17 protein-coding genes and 1 riboswitch are annotated in these 15,789 nt (G+C 70.1%); of the genes, 9 read left to right on the forward strand and 8 right to left on the reverse strand.

The window, feature by feature from the left end; translation table 11 throughout:
• Positions 1-31 precede the first annotated feature (31 nt).
• The 4 genes from pknB to thiO all read right to left on the reverse strand — a co-directional run bounded on the left by pknB (position 32) and on the right by thiO (position 4,057).
• Complete coding sequence (gene pknB, locus AW274_RS37170; protein WP_062443401.1) at positions 32-1,960, reverse strand: Stk1 family PASTA domain-containing Ser/Thr kinase; 1,929 nt, start codon at positions 1,958-1,960, stop codon at positions 32-34.
• Between the two features lie 72 nt (positions 1,961-2,032).
• Positions 2,033-2,803 carry a thiazole synthase gene (locus AW274_RS37175; protein WP_062443403.1) on the reverse strand — a complete coding sequence of 257 codons (771 nt, stop codon included), beginning with the start codon at positions 2,801-2,803 and terminating at the stop codon, positions 2,033-2,035.
• A gap of 6 nt (positions 2,804-2,809) precedes the next feature.
• Complete coding sequence (gene thiS, locus AW274_RS37180) at positions 2,810-3,010, reverse strand: sulfur carrier protein ThiS (RefSeq protein WP_062443405.1); 201 nt, start codon at positions 3,008-3,010, stop codon at positions 2,810-2,812.
• Complete coding sequence (gene thiO / locus AW274_RS37185) at positions 3,011-4,057, reverse strand: glycine oxidase ThiO (protein ID WP_062443407.1); 1,047 nt, start codon at positions 4,055-4,057, stop codon at positions 3,011-3,013.
• Positions 4,047-4,161, reverse strand: a riboswitch (TPP riboswitch). It overlaps the preceding gene by 11 nt.
• Before the next feature lie 124 nt (positions 4,162-4,285).
• Between thiO and AW274_RS37190 the strand changes: the two genes are divergently transcribed.
• From AW274_RS37190 to thiE, 3 genes are read left to right on the forward strand one after another with little or no spacing between them, the layout of a single operon-like run.
• Complete coding sequence (locus AW274_RS37190; protein ID WP_062443409.1) at positions 4,286-5,455, forward strand: NAD(P)/FAD-dependent oxidoreductase; 1,170 nt, start codon at positions 4,286-4,288, stop codon at positions 5,453-5,455.
• 43 nt (positions 5,456-5,498) lie between these two features.
• On the forward strand, positions 5,499-5,873 hold the full coding sequence (locus tag AW274_RS37195; protein ID WP_030450397.1) for an Rv2175c family DNA-binding protein: 375 nt from the start codon (positions 5,499-5,501) through the stop codon (positions 5,871-5,873).
• A 43-nt stretch (positions 5,874-5,916) separates the two neighbouring features.
• Positions 5,917-6,561 (forward strand): thiamine phosphate synthase, encoded by a 645-nt coding sequence (gene thiE / locus AW274_RS37200; protein WP_062443411.1) that lies wholly within the window; start codon positions 5,917-5,919, stop codon positions 6,559-6,561.
• Here thiE and AW274_RS37205 read toward each other — a convergent pair.
• A complete protein-coding gene (locus AW274_RS37205) occupies positions 6,558-7,625 on the reverse strand; it encodes a polyprenyl synthetase family protein (RefSeq protein WP_062443414.1) in 1,068 nt (355 codons plus the stop codon). The two genes, thiE and AW274_RS37205, sit on opposite strands and share 4 nt — an antisense overlap.
• A 129-nt stretch (positions 7,626-7,754) precedes the next feature.
• On the opposite strand from AW274_RS37205, the gene metF reads away from it, so the two are divergent.
• Positions 7,755-8,675, forward strand: a complete 921-nt coding sequence (metF, locus tag AW274_RS37210) for a methylenetetrahydrofolate reductase [NAD(P)H] (RefSeq protein WP_062443417.1) — start codon at positions 7,755-7,757, stop codon at positions 8,673-8,675.
• A gap of 455 nt (positions 8,676-9,130) precedes the next feature.
• On the opposite strand, the gene AW274_RS42850 is transcribed toward metF, so the two are convergent.
• From AW274_RS42850 to AW274_RS37220, 3 genes are all read right to left on the reverse strand, one after another.
• Positions 9,131-9,262, reverse strand: a complete 132-nt coding sequence (locus tag AW274_RS42850) for a hypothetical protein (protein WP_269750654.1) — start codon at positions 9,260-9,262, stop codon at positions 9,131-9,133.
• A 385-nt stretch (positions 9,263-9,647) separates the two neighbouring features.
• The gene (locus AW274_RS37215) at positions 9,648-10,202 is read right to left on the reverse strand and encodes a GNAT family N-acetyltransferase (RefSeq protein ID WP_157520932.1); all 555 of its coding nucleotides are present in this window, start codon (positions 10,200-10,202) and stop codon (positions 9,648-9,650) included.
• A gap of 18 nt (positions 10,203-10,220) precedes the next feature.
• Entirely contained in the window at positions 10,221-10,697 is a 477-nt protein-coding gene (locus tag AW274_RS37220; protein WP_062443420.1) for a YbaK/EbsC family protein, read from the reverse strand.
• A gap of 228 nt (positions 10,698-10,925) precedes the next feature.
• Here AW274_RS37220 and AW274_RS37225 point away from each other — a divergent pair, with 228 nt between their 5' ends.
• The 5 genes from AW274_RS37225 (at position 10,926) to AW274_RS37245 (ending at position 15,580) form a co-directional block, all read left to right on the forward strand.
• A complete protein-coding gene (locus AW274_RS37225; RefSeq protein ID WP_232320676.1) occupies positions 10,926-11,603 on the forward strand; it encodes a L,D-transpeptidase family protein in 678 nt (225 codons plus the stop codon).
• A gap of 505 nt (positions 11,604-12,108) precedes the next feature.
• Positions 12,109-13,131, forward strand: coding sequence for an RNA-binding protein (locus AW274_RS37230; RefSeq protein WP_232320677.1), 1,023 nt, complete (start codon positions 12,109-12,111; stop codon positions 13,129-13,131).
• A gap of 506 nt (positions 13,132-13,637) precedes the next feature.
• Entirely contained in the window at positions 13,638-14,099 is a 462-nt protein-coding gene (locus tag AW274_RS37235; RefSeq protein WP_034382613.1) for an SAV_6107 family HEPN domain-containing protein, read from the forward strand.
• 364 nt (positions 14,100-14,463) lie between these two features.
• On the forward strand, positions 14,464-14,886 hold the full coding sequence (locus tag AW274_RS37240) for a winged helix-turn-helix transcriptional regulator (RefSeq protein WP_232320678.1): 423 nt from the start codon (positions 14,464-14,466) through the stop codon (positions 14,884-14,886).
• A gap of 130 nt (positions 14,887-15,016) precedes the next feature.
• Positions 15,017-15,580, forward strand: a complete 564-nt coding sequence (locus AW274_RS37245; protein WP_062443426.1) for an NADPH-dependent FMN reductase — start codon at positions 15,017-15,019, stop codon at positions 15,578-15,580.
• Positions 15,581-15,789: the final 209 nt, after the last annotated feature.

Below are 15,789 nucleotides of genomic sequence, written 5' to 3' on the forward strand. Positions count from 1 at the left end.
ACGGCCGAAGGCCAGCCGCGGCTCGCTTGCGTTAATACCACAGATTGATCGTGCTGCCCGCCGGCACCTGGCCGAGCGGGTTCTGGCCGCGCACGCGCTTGCCGTGAGCGTCGCCGCCGGGACGGCCGCGGGAGAACAGCTTGTGGACCTGCACCCGGAAGCCGGCCGCCTCTAACTCGCGCTTGGCCTGGTTGACGTCCTTGAACCGGACGTCGGGCACCGGTACGAAGTCGGGGGCGGCGACCGACGGGTCCTGCTCCCAGGGCCACTTCCAGCCGGTGTCGGGGCCGCGCGAGACGGTGAGGCAGACGCGGGCGCCCTTGTCGACCTCGGCGCCGGCGATCGGCTCCTGGGCGATGACGGTGCCCTGCTGGGTCTCGTCGACGACCTCGTTGATGCAGCTCGGGTCGAAGCCGTTCTCGCGCATCATCGCCTCGGCCTGGTCGCGCGGCATGTTCACCACGTCGGGCAGCAGCAGGCCCATGCTGACGGCGAGGATGACGTTGGAGCCCTTCTCGACCTTCTTGCCGACGACGGGGTCGGTCTTGATCACCAGGCCGCGCGCGATGGTGTCGCTCGGGGTGCGGCGGACGCGCGAGACGTTGAGCCCCGCCTCCGAGATCTTGACTCGGGCGTCGGCCTCGGTGCTGCCCTCGACCTTGGGCACGGACACCATCTCGGGCCCGCGCGAGGCGATGATCGTGATCACCGTGCCGCGCTCGGCCTCGACGCCCTTGGCCGGGCTGGTCTCCAGCACCATGTCCTTGGGCACCTTGGCGTCGTAGCGGCCCTCGGCGATCTTGATGGTGAAGCCGCTGCTCTCGGCGAGCTGGCGGGCCGCCTCGACGTTGCGCTGCACCAGGTCGGGCACGATCGCGGTGCGCGGCGCGGTGAAATACCACCCGCTGAACGCGATGCCGCCCACCATCACCAGCGCCAGCACGACGATGCCCCAGTTGACCCGGAACCCGCGCCGCGACCTCGGCGGCGTGGTCGGCGGCATCTGGATGGCCGGCTGGATCATCGTGTGCGAGCCGGTGTGGGAGCCCGCGTGGAACGCCTGGTCGACCTGGGCGGGACGCGGCTGGGCCGAGTGGCGCCCGGTCGTGGCGGCGGGCAGGGTGCGGTGCACCTCGACGGCCGCCACCAGCATCGCGTTGGCGTCGCGCGGCCGGTCGGCCGGGTCTTTGGCGGTGGCCGTCGCCACCAGCGCGTCGAGCGCGGGCGCGATGTCGTAGGAGAACGACGACGGCGCCGGCACCGACTCGTGGACGTGGCGGTAGGCGACCGACACCGGGCTCTCGCCGCCGAACGGCTGACGCCCGGTGAGCAGCTCGAACAGCATGATCCCGGCGGCGTAGACGTCGGCGCGGACGTCGGCCTGGCCGGTGGTGACCTGCTCGGGGGCCATGTAGCCGACCGTGCCGATCATCACGCCGGAGCGGGTCTGGTTGCCGCCCTCGATCGCGCGCACCAGCCCGAAGTCGACGACCTTGACCCGGCCGTCTTCGGTCATCAGCACGTTCTCGGGCTTCACGTCGCGGTGGATCAGCCCGGCCTGGTGGGCGCTGCCGAGCGCCGCCAGCACCGGGATCATGATCTCCAGGGCCTCACGCGGGGCGAGCGGCCCCCGCTCGTCGAGCACCGCCCGCAGCGTCTTGCCCGGGAAGTACTCCATCGACAGGTAGACGTGGTCGCCGTCGGTCCCCTGGTCGAAGACGTGCACGATGTTGGGATGCGACAGCGAGGCGACCGACTTGGCCTCGCCGATGAAACGCCGGACGAACTGCGGGTCCTCCGCGAGCGACCGGTGCATCACCTTGATCGCGACCATGCGGTCGAGCCGGACGTCCAGAGCCAGATAGACGGACGCCATGCCGCCCCGGGCGATCCGGGACTCGACGCGGTAGCGACCGTCGAGCGTATGCCCGACGAGCGGATCGGAAAGCGTCGTGTCCACGGCCTCGAGTTTACGGGTGATTTGCCACGTGCTGAGTGCAGGAATCCCAAACCGAGACCGAAACAGGAAGGTTTACCCGTCTTGGAACGGTCGCCCCGGCGAGGACGCCTCAGCATATCGCCGACGCGGAATTCGGCCCGCCAGAAACGCCCGGCGACCCGCCTCGACCGCGCCGCGCATCGCCGCCGCCATCAGGTCGGGCTTCTGCGCCCGGGTGACCGCCGTCGCCAGCAGCACCGCTGAGCAGCCCAGTTCCATCGCCAGGGCGGCGTCGCTGGCGGTGCCGATGCCGGCGTCCAGGATGACCGGAACCTGAGCGGATTCCACGATGAGCTCGATGTTGTGGGGGTTTCGGATGCCCAATCCAGACCCGATCGGCGACCCGAGGGGCATGACCGCCGCGCAGCCCGCCTGCTCCAGCCGCCGGGCCAGGATCGGGTCGTCGCCGATGTAGGGAAGCACCGTGAACCCGTCGGCGACCAGGCGTTCCGCCGCGTCGAACGTCTCGATCGGGTCGGGCAGCAGGGTGCGTTCGTCCGCGATGACTTCGAGCTTTACCCAATTGGTATTGAGCGCCTCCCGGGCGAGCCGCGCCGTCAGCACCGCCTCGCCCGCCGTGAAACACCCGGCGGTGTTCGGCAGCACCTTGATGCCGCGGTCGCGCAGCACGTCGAGCACCGACCCTCGGGAGGCCGGGTCGAGCCGGCGCATCGCGACCGTGGTCAGCTCGGTGCCCGAGGCCGCCAGGGCCCGGTCGAGCACCTCCAGCGACGGCGCGCCGCCGGTGCCCATGATGAGCCGCGAGCCGAACTCCTCGCCGCCGATCAGCAGGGGATCGTCCATGTTCCGTCAGCCTCCCTGGACCGCGGTGAGCACTTCGACCCGGTCGCCGTCGGCCAGCACGGTCGCGTCCCACGCGCCCCTGCTGACCACCTCGTCGTTGACGGCCACCGCGATCCCGGTGGCCTGGGCCGTCAGTTGGTGTACGGCTTGCGTGACCGTCGCCCCGTCGTCGAGGTCGCAGGGTCCGCCGTTGACAGTGATGCGCATCTAGATCCTCGCGGGGGAGCATTCGGGCATGAGATCGGCTTCGCCGAAGAAGCCGGCCACGACGGCGTCGGCCGTCAGCGGGGCGAGCAGCACGCCCGCCCGGTGGTGGCCGGCGGCCACCCACACGCCGCCGTGCCTGCCGACGTAGGGGAGGTTGTCGGGGGTGCCGGGCCGCAGCCCGGCGAAGGTCTCGGCCAGGTCGAGCTCGGTGATGCCCGGGACGATCTCGCGGGCGTCGCGCAGCAGCTCGTAGACCCCGCCGGCGGTCACCCGGGTGTCGAACCCGAGCTCCTCCATCGTCGCGCCGACCACGATCTCGCCGTCGTCGCGGGGGACCAGGTAGACCTCGGAGCCGCGCACGGTGGCGCGTACACACTTCGACAGGAAGCCGCGCGGGCCGCGCAGCCGCAGGATCTGCCCCTTGACCGGCCTGATGGGCAGGCCGGGCAGCAGGCTCGGCGACCAGGCCCCGGCGGCGACCACGACGTGCCCGGCCGACAGGTCGTCGAGCGAGGCGATGCGCTCCCTGACGATCCGGCCGCCCGCGTTCTGGAGCGCCTGCTGCAGCGCCTGGGCGACCCGCCGGGGGTTCACCCACAGGTCGTCGCGGGCCAGCAGCCCGCCGCGCACGTTGGGCGAGAGCATGGGCTCGGCCTGCCGGCACTGCCGCCCGGTCAGCCGCTCCACCCGCAGCCCGAGCTTCTCCTCGAACGCGGCCAGCTCGTCGAGCTGGGCCAGGTCGTCGGCGTCGTAGGCGACCTCGACCGTGCCGTCGCCGCGCAGGTCGACGGGGATCCCGCTGGCCGCCTCCAGCTCGCCCGCGAACGCGGGCCACCGTTCGAGGGAGGCCAGGCCGAGCCGCAGCAGCGGCTCCTCGGTGTAGGTGACCTCGCTGACGGGCGCGAGCATGCCCGCCGAGGCGCGCGTCGCCCGCGCGCCCGGGTCGGGGTCGGCCAGCGTGACGGTGAGGCCCCGCGTGGCGGCCCGCCAGGCGATCGACAGGCCGGCGATGCCGCCGCCGATCACGAACACGTCTGAAGCGTTCATCCGCGCTCCCTTCGCCGGCATGATCCGGATCAGGTTCGATAGCGGTCGGGAACCTGTGGAGTTCCCCTCTCAGCCCGGTCAGCCGGACTCCCGCGCGTCTTTGTCCAGAGTAATGCGAATTGATCTGATTCGCACAACACGGAATGGCCGCGCTGTGCGAGCTACTTACTCAATCCGTTACCGAATCTCCATTGGCGGGTGGGCCCGTCGGCAATCTAGGGTCTACTCGTGGATCACGTCGTGGTGGTGGGCGCCGGCCTGGCCGGCGTCCGGAGTGTCGAGGCTTTGCGGGCCCACGGCTACCCGGGCCGGATCACCCTCGTCGGCGAGGAACCCCATCGCCCCTACGACCGCCCGCCCCTGTCGAAGGCGGTCCTCCTGGGCGACGCCGACTCCACCGTGGTCGACTCCGACCTCGATGCGCTCGACGTCCGCCTCATGCTCGGCACCGCCGCCAAGGGGCTGCACGACGGCGTCCTGTCGACCACCGACGGCGAGCTCGCCTTCGACGGCCTCGTCGTCGCCACCGGCGCCACCCCGATCCGCCTGCGCGGCGAGGGCCACCAGCACGTCCTGCGCACCATCGACGACGCCCTGGCCCTGCGGGCCGACCTGGTCGAGGGCGCCCGCGTGGCGATCATCGGCGCGGGCTGGATCGGCGCCGAGGTGGCCACCGCGGCGGCCCGCGCGGGCTGCCGGGTCACCGTCGTCGAGGCGGCCGACGCCCCCGTCGCGACGGCGCTCCCGATCGGCCGCCACATGATCCCCTGGTACGCCGAAGCGGGCGTCGAACTGGTCGTGGACGCCCCCGTCGGCACCGTCGACCCCGACGGCCTGACCCTGATGAACGGCGGCAGGATCGAGGCCGACGTCGTGGTCACCGGCGTCGGCGTGCGTCCCAACGTCGCCTGGCTCGACGGCTCCGGCGTCGAGCTCGACAACGGCGTCCTGGTCGACGAGCACCTGCGCAGCTTCGTGCCCAACGTGGTCGCCGTCGGCGACTGCGCCAACTGGTACAGCCGCCGCTTCGGCCGCCGCATGCGCGTCGAACACTGGGACACCGCCCTGGGCGCCCCCGACGTCGCCGCCGCGACCCTGATGGGCGAGAACGCGGTCTACGACCCGGTGCCCTACTTCTGGTCCGAGCAGTTCGGCCGCATGGTCCAGTACGCCGGCCACCACCACGGCGCCCGCCTGGTCTACCGGGGCGACCCCGAGACCGACGCCAAGTGGGCGGCCTGCTGGCTCACCCACGACCACCGGCTGGCCGCGATCCTCACGGTCGACAGACCGCGCGATCTGGTACAAGGCCGACGTCTCGTCGAAGGACGGCAAAGGCTCGACGCGAGCCGCCTCGCCGACCCAAGCGTTACCCTTCGAGACTGCACCGTGGCGTAAACTGGGTGTTTCATGGTGGCGACCGTGTGGTAATGGTGGATTCGTGACGCTTACAGTTGCGCAGATCGACCGAGACACCGACCAGCTCGTGGGGGAGTGGCTCCCTCTCTCGGAAGTGGCGAAGAAGCTCCAGCTCAGCATCGGCAGGGCGAAGCAGCTCATCAAGGACAAGAAGCTCGTGGGCGCCCGCAGAGGCGGAGGCGAGCCCCAGATCCCGGCGGTGTTCATCGCCGGAGACGACGTGATCAAGGGCCTTCCCGGCACGCTGACCGTGCTCGCCGACGCGGGCTACAGCGAGGTCGAGTCGATCCGGTGGCTCTTCACTCCCGACGAGTCGCTGCCGGGCGCCCCCATCGACGCCATCAAGGCCGGCCGGCACACCGAGGTGAAGCGCAGGGCCCAGGCGCTCGGCTTCTAGCCTGTCTTCGAGGCAGATTCCGGCCTATGAGATCGTGGGCCGGGTGAGCGATCCCTCCCGGCGCCGACTCGCCGACTCCCGCCTGTACCTCTGCACCGACGCACGCCGAGAGCGCGGCGACCTGGTCGAATTCCTCGACGCGGCGCTCTCCGGCGGCGTCGACATCGTCCAGCTGCGGGAGAAGGGCCTGGAGGCCCGGGAGGAGCTCGCGCTCCTCGAGGTGTTCCGCGCGGCCTGTGACCGGCACGGCGCGCTGCTGGCGGTCAACGACCGCGCCGACATCGCCTACGCCGCGCGGGCCGACGTGCTCCACCTGGGGCAGGACGACCTGCCGGTGCCGGTGGCCCGCGAGATCGTCGGCGCGCAGATGCTGATCGGCCGCTCGACCCACGCTTTCGACGAGGCCACCGCGGCCTCGGCCGAGCCGGGGGTCGACTACTACTGCTGCGGCCCGACCTGGCCGACCCCGACCAAGCCGGGCCGTCCGGCCCCGGGGCTGCCGCTGCTGGCCCACGCGGCGGGCGTGCCGTCAGACCGGCCGTGGTTCGCCATCGGCGGCATCGACCTGGGCAACCTCGACGAGGTGCTGGCCCAGGGCGCGACGCGGGTCGTCGTCGTGCGCGCGATCACCGAGGCCGCCGACCCGAAGGCGGCCGCCGGGGAGTTCGCGCGCCGTCTGCGGGGCTAGTTGCGGCGGGTCGTCGCGGCGATGGCCAGCGCTTTGAGGGCCTCGCGGGCCTCGGCCTCGATGGGGGCCGCGTCGAGGACCGCGATGGCCTCCTTCACGTACGTCGTGATGAGCTCCTCGGCCGAGGCGAGGGCGCCGGTGTCCTCGATGACGGCCCGGAGGGTGTCCACGCCCTCGGCGTCGAGTTTGGGGTCGCCGACGAGGCTGCGTACAGAACGGGCCTGGGCGGGGGAGGCCAGTTCGAGGGTGCGCGCGATGAGCATCGTGCGCTTGCCCTCGCGCAGGTCGTCGCCGGCCGGCTTGCCGGTCTCGGCCGGGTCGCCGAACACGCCCAGGACGTCGTCGCGGAGCTGGAAGGCGATGCCGACGTTCTGCCCGTAACCGGCGCAGACCTGGTCGATCCACGCCTCGCGCGACTGGGCGGCGAGGATCATGCCGAGGCGCAGCGGGTGCTCCACCGAGTACTTGCCGCTCTTGAACAGGGCCACCCGCCGCGCGCTCTCGAAGGAGTTCTCGCCGTGGGCCTGCGCCAGCAGGTCGAGGTACTGGCCGTTCATCAGCTCGGTCAGCATGTGGTCGAAGACCGGCTGCGCGGCCGCCAGGCTCTCGGCGGGCAGCCCGGAGGTGCGCCACAGTTCGCCCGACCAGATGAGGAGCAGGTTTCCGACCAGGATCGCCGCGCCCTCGCCGAACTGCACCGCCGACCCGTGCCACCCGGAGTCGACGTGCAGCTTCTCGAAGCGCCGGTGCGCCGAGGGCATGCCGCGCCGCATGTCGCTGGAGTCCATCACGTCGTCGTGGACGAGCGCGCTCGCTTGCAGCAGCTCCAGGGCCGACGCGGCGGAGATCACGCCGGGGTCGTCGGCCCCTCCGGCGGCCCGCCAGCCCCAGTAGCAGAAGGCCGGACGCAGCCGCTTGCCACCGGCCAGGAAGTCCCGCACCGTGCCCAGGACGGCCGCCAGATCCGGGTCGTCGAACGCCGTCCGGCGGCGGTCGACGAAGCGCTGGAGGGCCCGATCCACCTCGGGGCGGATGAAGTCCAAAGGCGCGGTGGCATTTGTCATGTAATGAGGGTATCTGCCGGTGATCGATTCGTTCATCTGGCGGGGTGGTTGTGATTGGTGAGCCGAGATTTGATCATCCCGTAAGGCGGTTTCTGCCGTCTTTCCAGTGAGACTAGTAACCTTGGCCGCATGGCTCTGGGTCTCCCCTCACGCTTTCCCGACCGTGTCGCCACCGTGAGGGAGCTGCTCGCGGCGGGCGAGCGGTCGTTCTCGTTCGAGTTCATGCCGCCGAAGACACCCGAGGCGGAACGTCAGCTCTGGCGGGTGATCCGGGAACTGGAGTCGCTGAAGCCGACCTTCGTCTCGGTCACCTACGGCGCGGGCGGCTCCACCCGCGACCGCACCGTCGACATCGTCGAACGCATCGCCCACAGCACCACGCTGACGCCCGTCGCCCACTTCACCGCCGTCAACCACTCGGTCCGCGAACTGCGCCACCTGATCGGCCGCTTCGCCGACGCGGGCGTGCGCAACATCCTGGCGGTCCGGGGCGACCCGCCCGGCGACCCCATGGGCGAGTGGATCGCCCACCCGGAGGGCGTCCACTACGCCGAAGACCTGGTCCGGCTGATCCGCCAGTCGGGCGAGTTCTGCGTGGGCGTGGCGGCGTTCCCCTACAAGCACCCGCGGTCGCCCTCGGTCGAGTCCGACGTCGACTACTTCGTCCGCAAGTGCCGGGCCGGCGCCGACTACGCGATCACCCAGATGTTCTTCGAGGCCGACGACTACCTCCGGCTCCGCGACCGCGTCGCCGCCTCGGGCTGCGAGACGCCGATCATCCCCGGCATCATGCCGGTGACGAAGTTCGCGACCATCGCCCGCTCCGAGCAGCTGTCGGGCGCGCCGTTCCCAGCGAAGGTGGCCGAACGCTTCGAACGGGTCAAGGACGACCCCGACGCGGTCTACCAGCTCGGCATCGAACACGGCGTGGAACTGTGCCGCCGTCTCCTGGACGAGGGCGCGCCGGGCATCCACTTCATCACGTTCAACCGCTCGAACGCGACGCGAGAGGTCTACCAGGCCCTGATGCCGGCGGTCCCGGCCCTCTGATCTTTTGAGCCCTCCGCGCTGAGACGAGACGTCTCGGTGCCTCTGGCGGCAGGGTTTTGAGTTCTGCGGGGAGTGGTTCGGGTGCTTCTGGCTCCAGGGTTTTGAGTTCTGCGGGGAGTGGTTCGGGTGCTTCTGGCTCCAGGGTTTTGAGTTCTGCGGGGAGTGGTTCGGGTGCTTCTGGCTCCAGGGTTTTGAGTTCTGCGGCGAGAGGTTCGGGTGCTTCTGGCTCCAGGGTTTTGAGTTCTGCGGGGAGTGGTCCCGGTGCCTCTGGCTCCAGGGTTCTGAGTCCTGCGGCGAGAGGTTCCGGTGCCTCTGACGGCAGGGTTTTGAGCTCTGTCGCGAGAGGTGCCGGTGCCCCTGACACCAGGGTTCTGAGCTTTGCCATGAGAGGTCCCGGTGCGCTGACATGAGGAAGGCGGGGCTGCCCTCAGGGGCGGCCCCGCCTCTTCGCGCTGCTACGGCAGAGCGCACATCACCGCGTCGCGCCAGTCGTACTCGGCCCAGTTGTAGTCAGCGGAGTGTCCGCCGGTGATCTCGGCGAGCTCGCTTTCGTCGAGCGGTCGGGCGGAGGAGGCGAAATCGCTCATGTGAACCCCTTCGGTGCGGAGAACCTGACCCGGCCCACGCTGCCAAAGTGATCTTGTAACCGTCTTGAGGATCACTGCCGCCCTCGGCGAGATGCACGCTAGGAACGGAGCGGTAGAGCGGGATCGGCATGCCAGAAGGCGAGGCAGACCCCGGTATCAGGCGGATGAAGGCGCTGAGCGGTGACGCGGAGGGCAAGGCGGGTTGCCGATGCCGAACGGGTGGGAGCCGGGCGCCCGTGCCAGGCGAGCGGCACGAAGGAAGTCGCCCAGGCTCTGAGCGAGTAAGGCGGAATCCCGACGCCAGGCGGGCCGGTTGCCGGACACCGCTTCAGGCGAGCGGCGCAAGGCTGGCGCATGCTCTGAGCGGTAAGGCGGCGGGCCGCTGCTAGGCGGGTGGGGTGAGGGGGAGGCGGGCGCCGGCTATGGCGTAGAGCTCTGAGCCGCCCGGGAAGGCGAAGGCCGTCATCAGGTCGTAGAAGCCGAGGCTCGCGTAGAGGTGGCGGGCGGCCGTCGGGGCGTCGTGGGTCGACAGGACGGCCGTGCGTTCCGGGCGGCCGGCGCACATGGTGTGGATCATGCGGCGGCCGATGCCCTTGCTCTGGTGGTCGGGGTGGACGTGGATCTCGGCCAGTTCCAGCGCGTCGCCGAACCAGTCGTCGGCCACCAGGGGCCCCGCGCGTTCGAACAGGGCGCGTTTGACCACGTCGTGCCACCACTGCCCGTGGGCGCCGTGGAAGCCATAGGCGAACCCGGCGATCTCGCCGCTCTCGGTCGTGGCCAGCACCCCGGCGAACGCCGGATAGGTGGTGTGGTTGCGCATTATGGCCAGCCGCCCCGACAACTGGTCGGGCGGCGGGCGCATGGCGGCCGTGTAGATGCCCAGGACCGTGCGCAGTTCCGAGGTGAAGCTCTCGGGCCCCACCCGGCGCATCTCGATCATCCCCAGCACCCTAGCCGATCACGCCACGTCGGCGGGCGTACCCCCGGTCAGGGCGACGAGCTCGTCGAACGTCGTCGGGAAGACCGTGTGGGGGTGCCCGGCGGCCGCCCAGACGACCGGATGCTTGCCGAGCCACGTGTCGACGATGGTGCGCACCGGCGCCGGATGCCCGATGGGCGCCACCCCGCCGATGGGGTGCCCGGTGTGCTCGCGGACGAACTCGGGGCTCGCCCGGCGTACCTTCGCCACCCCGATCAACGACGCCACCAGGCCGGTGTCGACCCGGTGCGCGCCGCTGGTCAGCACCAGCAGCGGGGCGCCGTCGGCGTCGAACACGAGGCTGTTGGCGATCGCCCCCACCTCGCACCCGACCTGGGCGGCGGCCGTCGCGGCGGTCGGCGCCGCGTCCTCCAGGAGCACGATCTCGCCCGTAGCCCCATGGGCGCGGAGGATTCCGGCGATATGGACGGCGCTCGGCGGCAACTTTTCTGGCACGCGCCAACTCTAAACAGATCGGATGGGACATGGCGTGTTGATAACGACACCATGCCCCCCACTTGGACCAATCGGCCCTTGGGTTATGGTCCATTGACCCGAGCTTGTGCACTTTTGGAGGGGTTGGTAGCAATGGGGGTTCGGCAGCATCTGGCTGTCGCCGCCGCAATGGTCACGGCGGGGGCCGTGTTGGCGATATCACCGCCGGCCATGGCGGCGCCGGCGGCTGTGAAGCAGACCGTACAGACGGCTTCTGCCTGGGTCTCACCCGGCAAGACGCTGAAACTCGGCGCGAAGGGCAGCGCCGTCAAGGTCCTGCAGGCGCGGCTGAAGGAACTGGGCTACATGCCCGGAAAGATCGACGGCCGCTACGGCGGCACCACGCAGTCGGCCGTCTGGGCCTTCCAGAAGGTCAACGGCATCAAGCCGACCAGCACCATCGCGTCGAAGACCTGGCGCGCCCTGGAGAGCCCCAAGCTCCCGAAGGTGCTGGTCCCGAACGGCAAGCCGACCCGCGCCGAGGTCAACCTGACGACCCAGGTTCTGGTTTTGTACGTCAAGGGCCAGATCAAACTGATCTCGCACATCTCCAGCGGCAGCGGCATCCCCTACGTGGAATACGCGACGTGGAACGGCTCCCGCCAGAGGTTCTCCGGCGACGCCCGCACCCCGACGGGCAACTTCAAGACGACGTGGCGCCGCGACGGCTGGCACAAGTCCTACCTGGGCCAGCTCTACAACCCGATCTTCTTCAACGGCGGCATCGCCTTCCACGGCGCGCTGTCGGTCCCCCTTTACCCGGCTTCGCACGGGTGCGTGCGGCTTCCCATGCACGTGGCGGAGGTCCTTCCCGGCCTGCTGGGCAAGGGGGTTCCGGTGCACGTGCGGGGCAGGTTCCAGCGCTGACACCGCTTTCGCGAAGGGCCCCGCTGCGCGCGGGGCCTTTTCTCGTTGTACGCGGCGACGGAGGGTTGCTTCCCTTCGCGAGGCAGCGACGGAGGGTCGCTTCTCTTTGTACGCGGCGACGGAGGGTCGCTTCTCTTTGTACGCGGCGACGAAGGGTCGCTTCTCTTTGCGAGGCGGCCGCGGAGGGTTGCTTCTCTCTGTACGCGGCCACAGAGGATCGCTTCCCTTTGTGCGGCGGCCGCGGATGGTTGCTCCTCTTTGTGCGCGGCCACGGAGGGCTGAGATCAGTGCCACCAGGAGGACCACGCCCCGATGATCGCCCACTGTGGTGTTGCCCGCTCTGAAGCCCGAGATCTACGCCTGGGCGTGAAGCGTGAAGCGTGAACGTGAAGCGTGAAGGCCGGAATCCGGCCCTCCGGGCCGGATATTTCAGGATTCGGCCCGGCGTCCGGGTCAAGGCAGAAAACATTGGCCGGAGACGGCGGGTCGTCGCCAGGATGGGGCGATGAGCGTCTCTGTGGCTGGTTCCGAGTCGTCGCCCGCCGCCGAGAGGGGCGACGCCGCCACGCGGCTTCACGTCCACCAAATCACGAAATATGACCCGGCAGATCGTGACGAGCATGGCCACTACGCCGGTCCCGAGAACGTGTACAGCGATCACGGCCCTGTCGAGGCGGCCTATCTGGCGGCGGTGGCCGCGTTCGCCCAGGAGGCCGGCGTCACCCGCCTGACGATCCGGGAGCCGGCGGTGGCCGGCTTCGTCAACTTCGGTGTCGAAGCTCCGATCGAGGGTCACGGACTGGCCGGGCTGTTTCCGCCCGACCTGACCGGCTACCACGACGGCGCGCAGGTGTCCGTCCCCGTCGCGCTGGAACTGGTCAGGGCGATGCTGCGCGACAACGGCGCGTGGTGCCGCCTGGAGGCCGAGGGCCGGTTCTTCGTCCACGTGGGATACGACCAGTACGTCTACGTCGGCAGTGCGCTCCCGTGCGCGGACGCGGTGACGTTCACCCACCGGCAAGGGCTCTTCGCCGAGTCCCTCAACCGGTCGCCGTACGACCCGGAGCTCGACGAGGACGAACTCGCTCGACGACGCCCGGCCGACGCGGCCTTCTGGACCGAATTGGAGGCCCTCATCGTGGACCGCGGCGCGGTGGTGCTGGAGGAGGGCTACGTCCGCAACGCCTCCCGCTGGCACCGCGTCACGACCGTGGATGAGCTCGCCGCGGTACGGGCGAAGCTCACCCCCAGGGCCAGGCTGCTGGTCTGGCCCGATCTGTCGACGGACGTGGAGGGTGCGCTGGCGGATCTTCCCGACGACGGGCTCAGCGAGATCATCTGGCAGAGCCCGGAAGGCCGCATCGACAGCGTGACAGCGAGTGAAGCCCACTACCCGGAGCTGCGCGTCCTGGTGGCCGACGCCCACGCGGTGCTGATTCATTCCCTGTACGAAGCCGAGCACCACCCGTTGACGACCGCCGTGCTGCCCGATCCCGACGGAGTGCTCCGCGCCCGCTGGACGCCCTGACCTCGCGCAGTCGAGACGACCGAGGCAGATCGCTGGGTCATGACATGGCGGCCACGCCGGAGCAGGCGCGATGCGGGAGGTTATCGCCGACCGGCCTCGTGGGGACCGTATGCCGTGCGAGTGCCTTTTCCGGCGCCGAGGTCGCAAAGGGCTCCTTTCCCGTCGCAATGCGAAGACGGGCGGCTTTCCGCCGCTTGGTCTTGGACGCCACACCATCACCTGATGTCGAACGAGCATTCGAACTTTCTTGACTTTGATGTTGGTCGAAACTATGTTCGATGAAGGTGGGAGCGGGACTCGCGGCTCGCTCTCACCGCGTGGGTCCGGGCGCCGGCCATCGGCGGAAGGGCGGGTGTCGCGGCCCCACAGCTTCTGGCCGGACGGGGAGAGGGGAAGCTCCTCGTCCGGCCGCCCGATCCGGCGGAAATGTCGGTGGGGTCTGCGACTGTTGACCCTGACCGGCGACGAGACCGCCGGTGGCCACTCGTTTAGGAGGCCGAACCACCATGACCGGACCGCAGCAGAACGGCCACGGGGCCGCCCCGACCGGGCCCGCCAGCGGGCCCAAGGTGTCGCGGACCGTCCTCGCGCATCTCACCGACGCACGCGCCTGCCTCGCCGACGCGGCACAGGCGGGCAACCCGGCCGACCGCTACATCCACGCCCACCTCGCCGCCCTCCGTTCGGCCGCGGCTATCCTCGCCGCCCGCCCCCAGCCGATCGACGGCCGTCGCCGCCGTCTGCGCAGCGCGTGGGAGCTCCTTCCCGAAGTCCAGCCCGAACTGTCCCAGTGGGCCGCCTACTTCGCCGTCAGCGCCAAGAAGCGCGCCGCGGCCGAGGCCGGGCTCGTCCACCTGGTGAGCGTCCACGACGCGGAAGAGCTCATCGCCGAGGCGACGGCGTTCGTGACCATCATCGAGTCCACCCTCGGCGTGACCACCCAGGAGACCTTGCCCATGGCGGGGTAGCGGAGGCGCCCGGATGCGTTTCCCCGCCGCATCCGGGCGCAGGCCCGTCCGCCCGGCCGACCCCGACACGAAAAAAGCCACGCCCAGCCTGATCCCCGCGTCATCCCCACCCGACCAGCCAGTCCCCGCCAGCGCGGGTGTGCGGCGCGGGTGTGCGGCGCGGGTGTGCGGCGCGGGTGTGCGGCGCGGGTGTGCGGCGCGGGTGTGCGGCGCGGGTGTGCGGCGCGGGTGTGCGGCGCGGGTGTCCGGCGCGGGTGTCCGGCGCGGGGACCTTCGTGTCCTGGCCGCTCTGCCTGGTCGGTTACTCTTTGGTGCCCCACGTAAGGGTGGGTAACCAAGGAGCAACCAGCGGGGGTGCTGATTCATGTCTCATGAGGCCGAGGCCGATCGGGTCATGCGTTCCATGGGGCGGTTGTGTCTCGAACACGACCCCGACGTCTTCCGATCGGTCCTCGACCGGATCGGTGACAAGTGGAGCCTCATCCTGATCGGGCTGCTCGACACCGGGTCGATGCGGTTCACCGAGTTGCTCCACACCACTCCGGGCATCTCCCGCCGCATGCTGACCCTGACGCTGCGCAACCTCGAACGCGACGGCATCGTCAAGCGCACCATCTACCCGGAGATACCGCCCCGAGTCGAGTACGAGGTCACCCCGTTCGGGCACACCCTCACCGCCCCGGTCATCGTTCTCGCCCAGTGGGCCGCCGACAACCAGGACACGATCGTCGCCAACCGCCTCGCCTACGACGCGGCCGGCGGGGAGGTCGGTGGCGAGGTCGAGTGACGAGGGTGGTCTCCTCGGTGTGACTGGGTTCAGTTGAAGTTACCGGTTACCGGCGTGTACTCAGTACTCATCAGTTACTGAGCAGGTGGCGAGCTTGATCGCCACCTCAAGGCGAGAGGATCTCTCCCCAATGACGCGCATCGGCATCATCCTCGGCAGCACCCGGCCCGGACGCAACGGCGAGCAGGTCGCCCGGTGGGTGTACGACCACGCCTCCCAGCGCACCGACGCCACCTTCGAGATCATCGACCTCCTCGACTACCCGCTCCCGCACTTCGACGAGCCCCTCTCCCCGCTCATGGGGCAGTACGCCAACGACCACACCAAGGCGTGGGCGGCGAAGATCGCCTCCTACGACGGCTTCGTCATGGTGACGCCCGAGTACAACCACTCGACCTCCGGCGTGCTGAAGAACGCCATCGACTACCTGTTCGCCGAGTGGAACAACAAGGCGTTCGGCGTCGTCTCCTACGGGGGCGTGGGCGGCGCGCGGGCGGCCGAGCACCTGCGGCTGATCGGCGGGGAGCTCAAGCTCGCCGACGTGCGCACCAACGTGGCGCTCTCGCTGTTCACCGACTTCGTCGACTTCTCCAAGCTGAACGCCAGCGACTACCAGGTCGCCACGCTCACCACGATGCTCGACGAGATCGTCGCCTGGAGCGGGGCGCTGGCCCACCTGCGGCAGGCGAGCTAGCCGGGGCGGGGCCACCGCTGGAGCAGGGCTCAAATGCATCTGCGGCAGGCGAGCTAGTTGGTCGCCGCGCGGGGGCGGGACCACCGCCGGAGTGGAGCTGAAGCGCACCTGCGGCAGGCGAGCTTGTGGGCAGGACCACTGCTGGTGTGGGGCTCAAGCGCATCTCGGGGAGGCGAGCTAGCCCGGGCGGGACTACCGCCGGTGTAGGG

The sequence above is a fragment of the Herbidospora daliensis genome (assembly GCF_001570585.1).
Lineage (GTDB): Bacteria > Actinomycetota > Actinomycetes > Streptosporangiales > Streptosporangiaceae > Herbidospora > Herbidospora daliensis.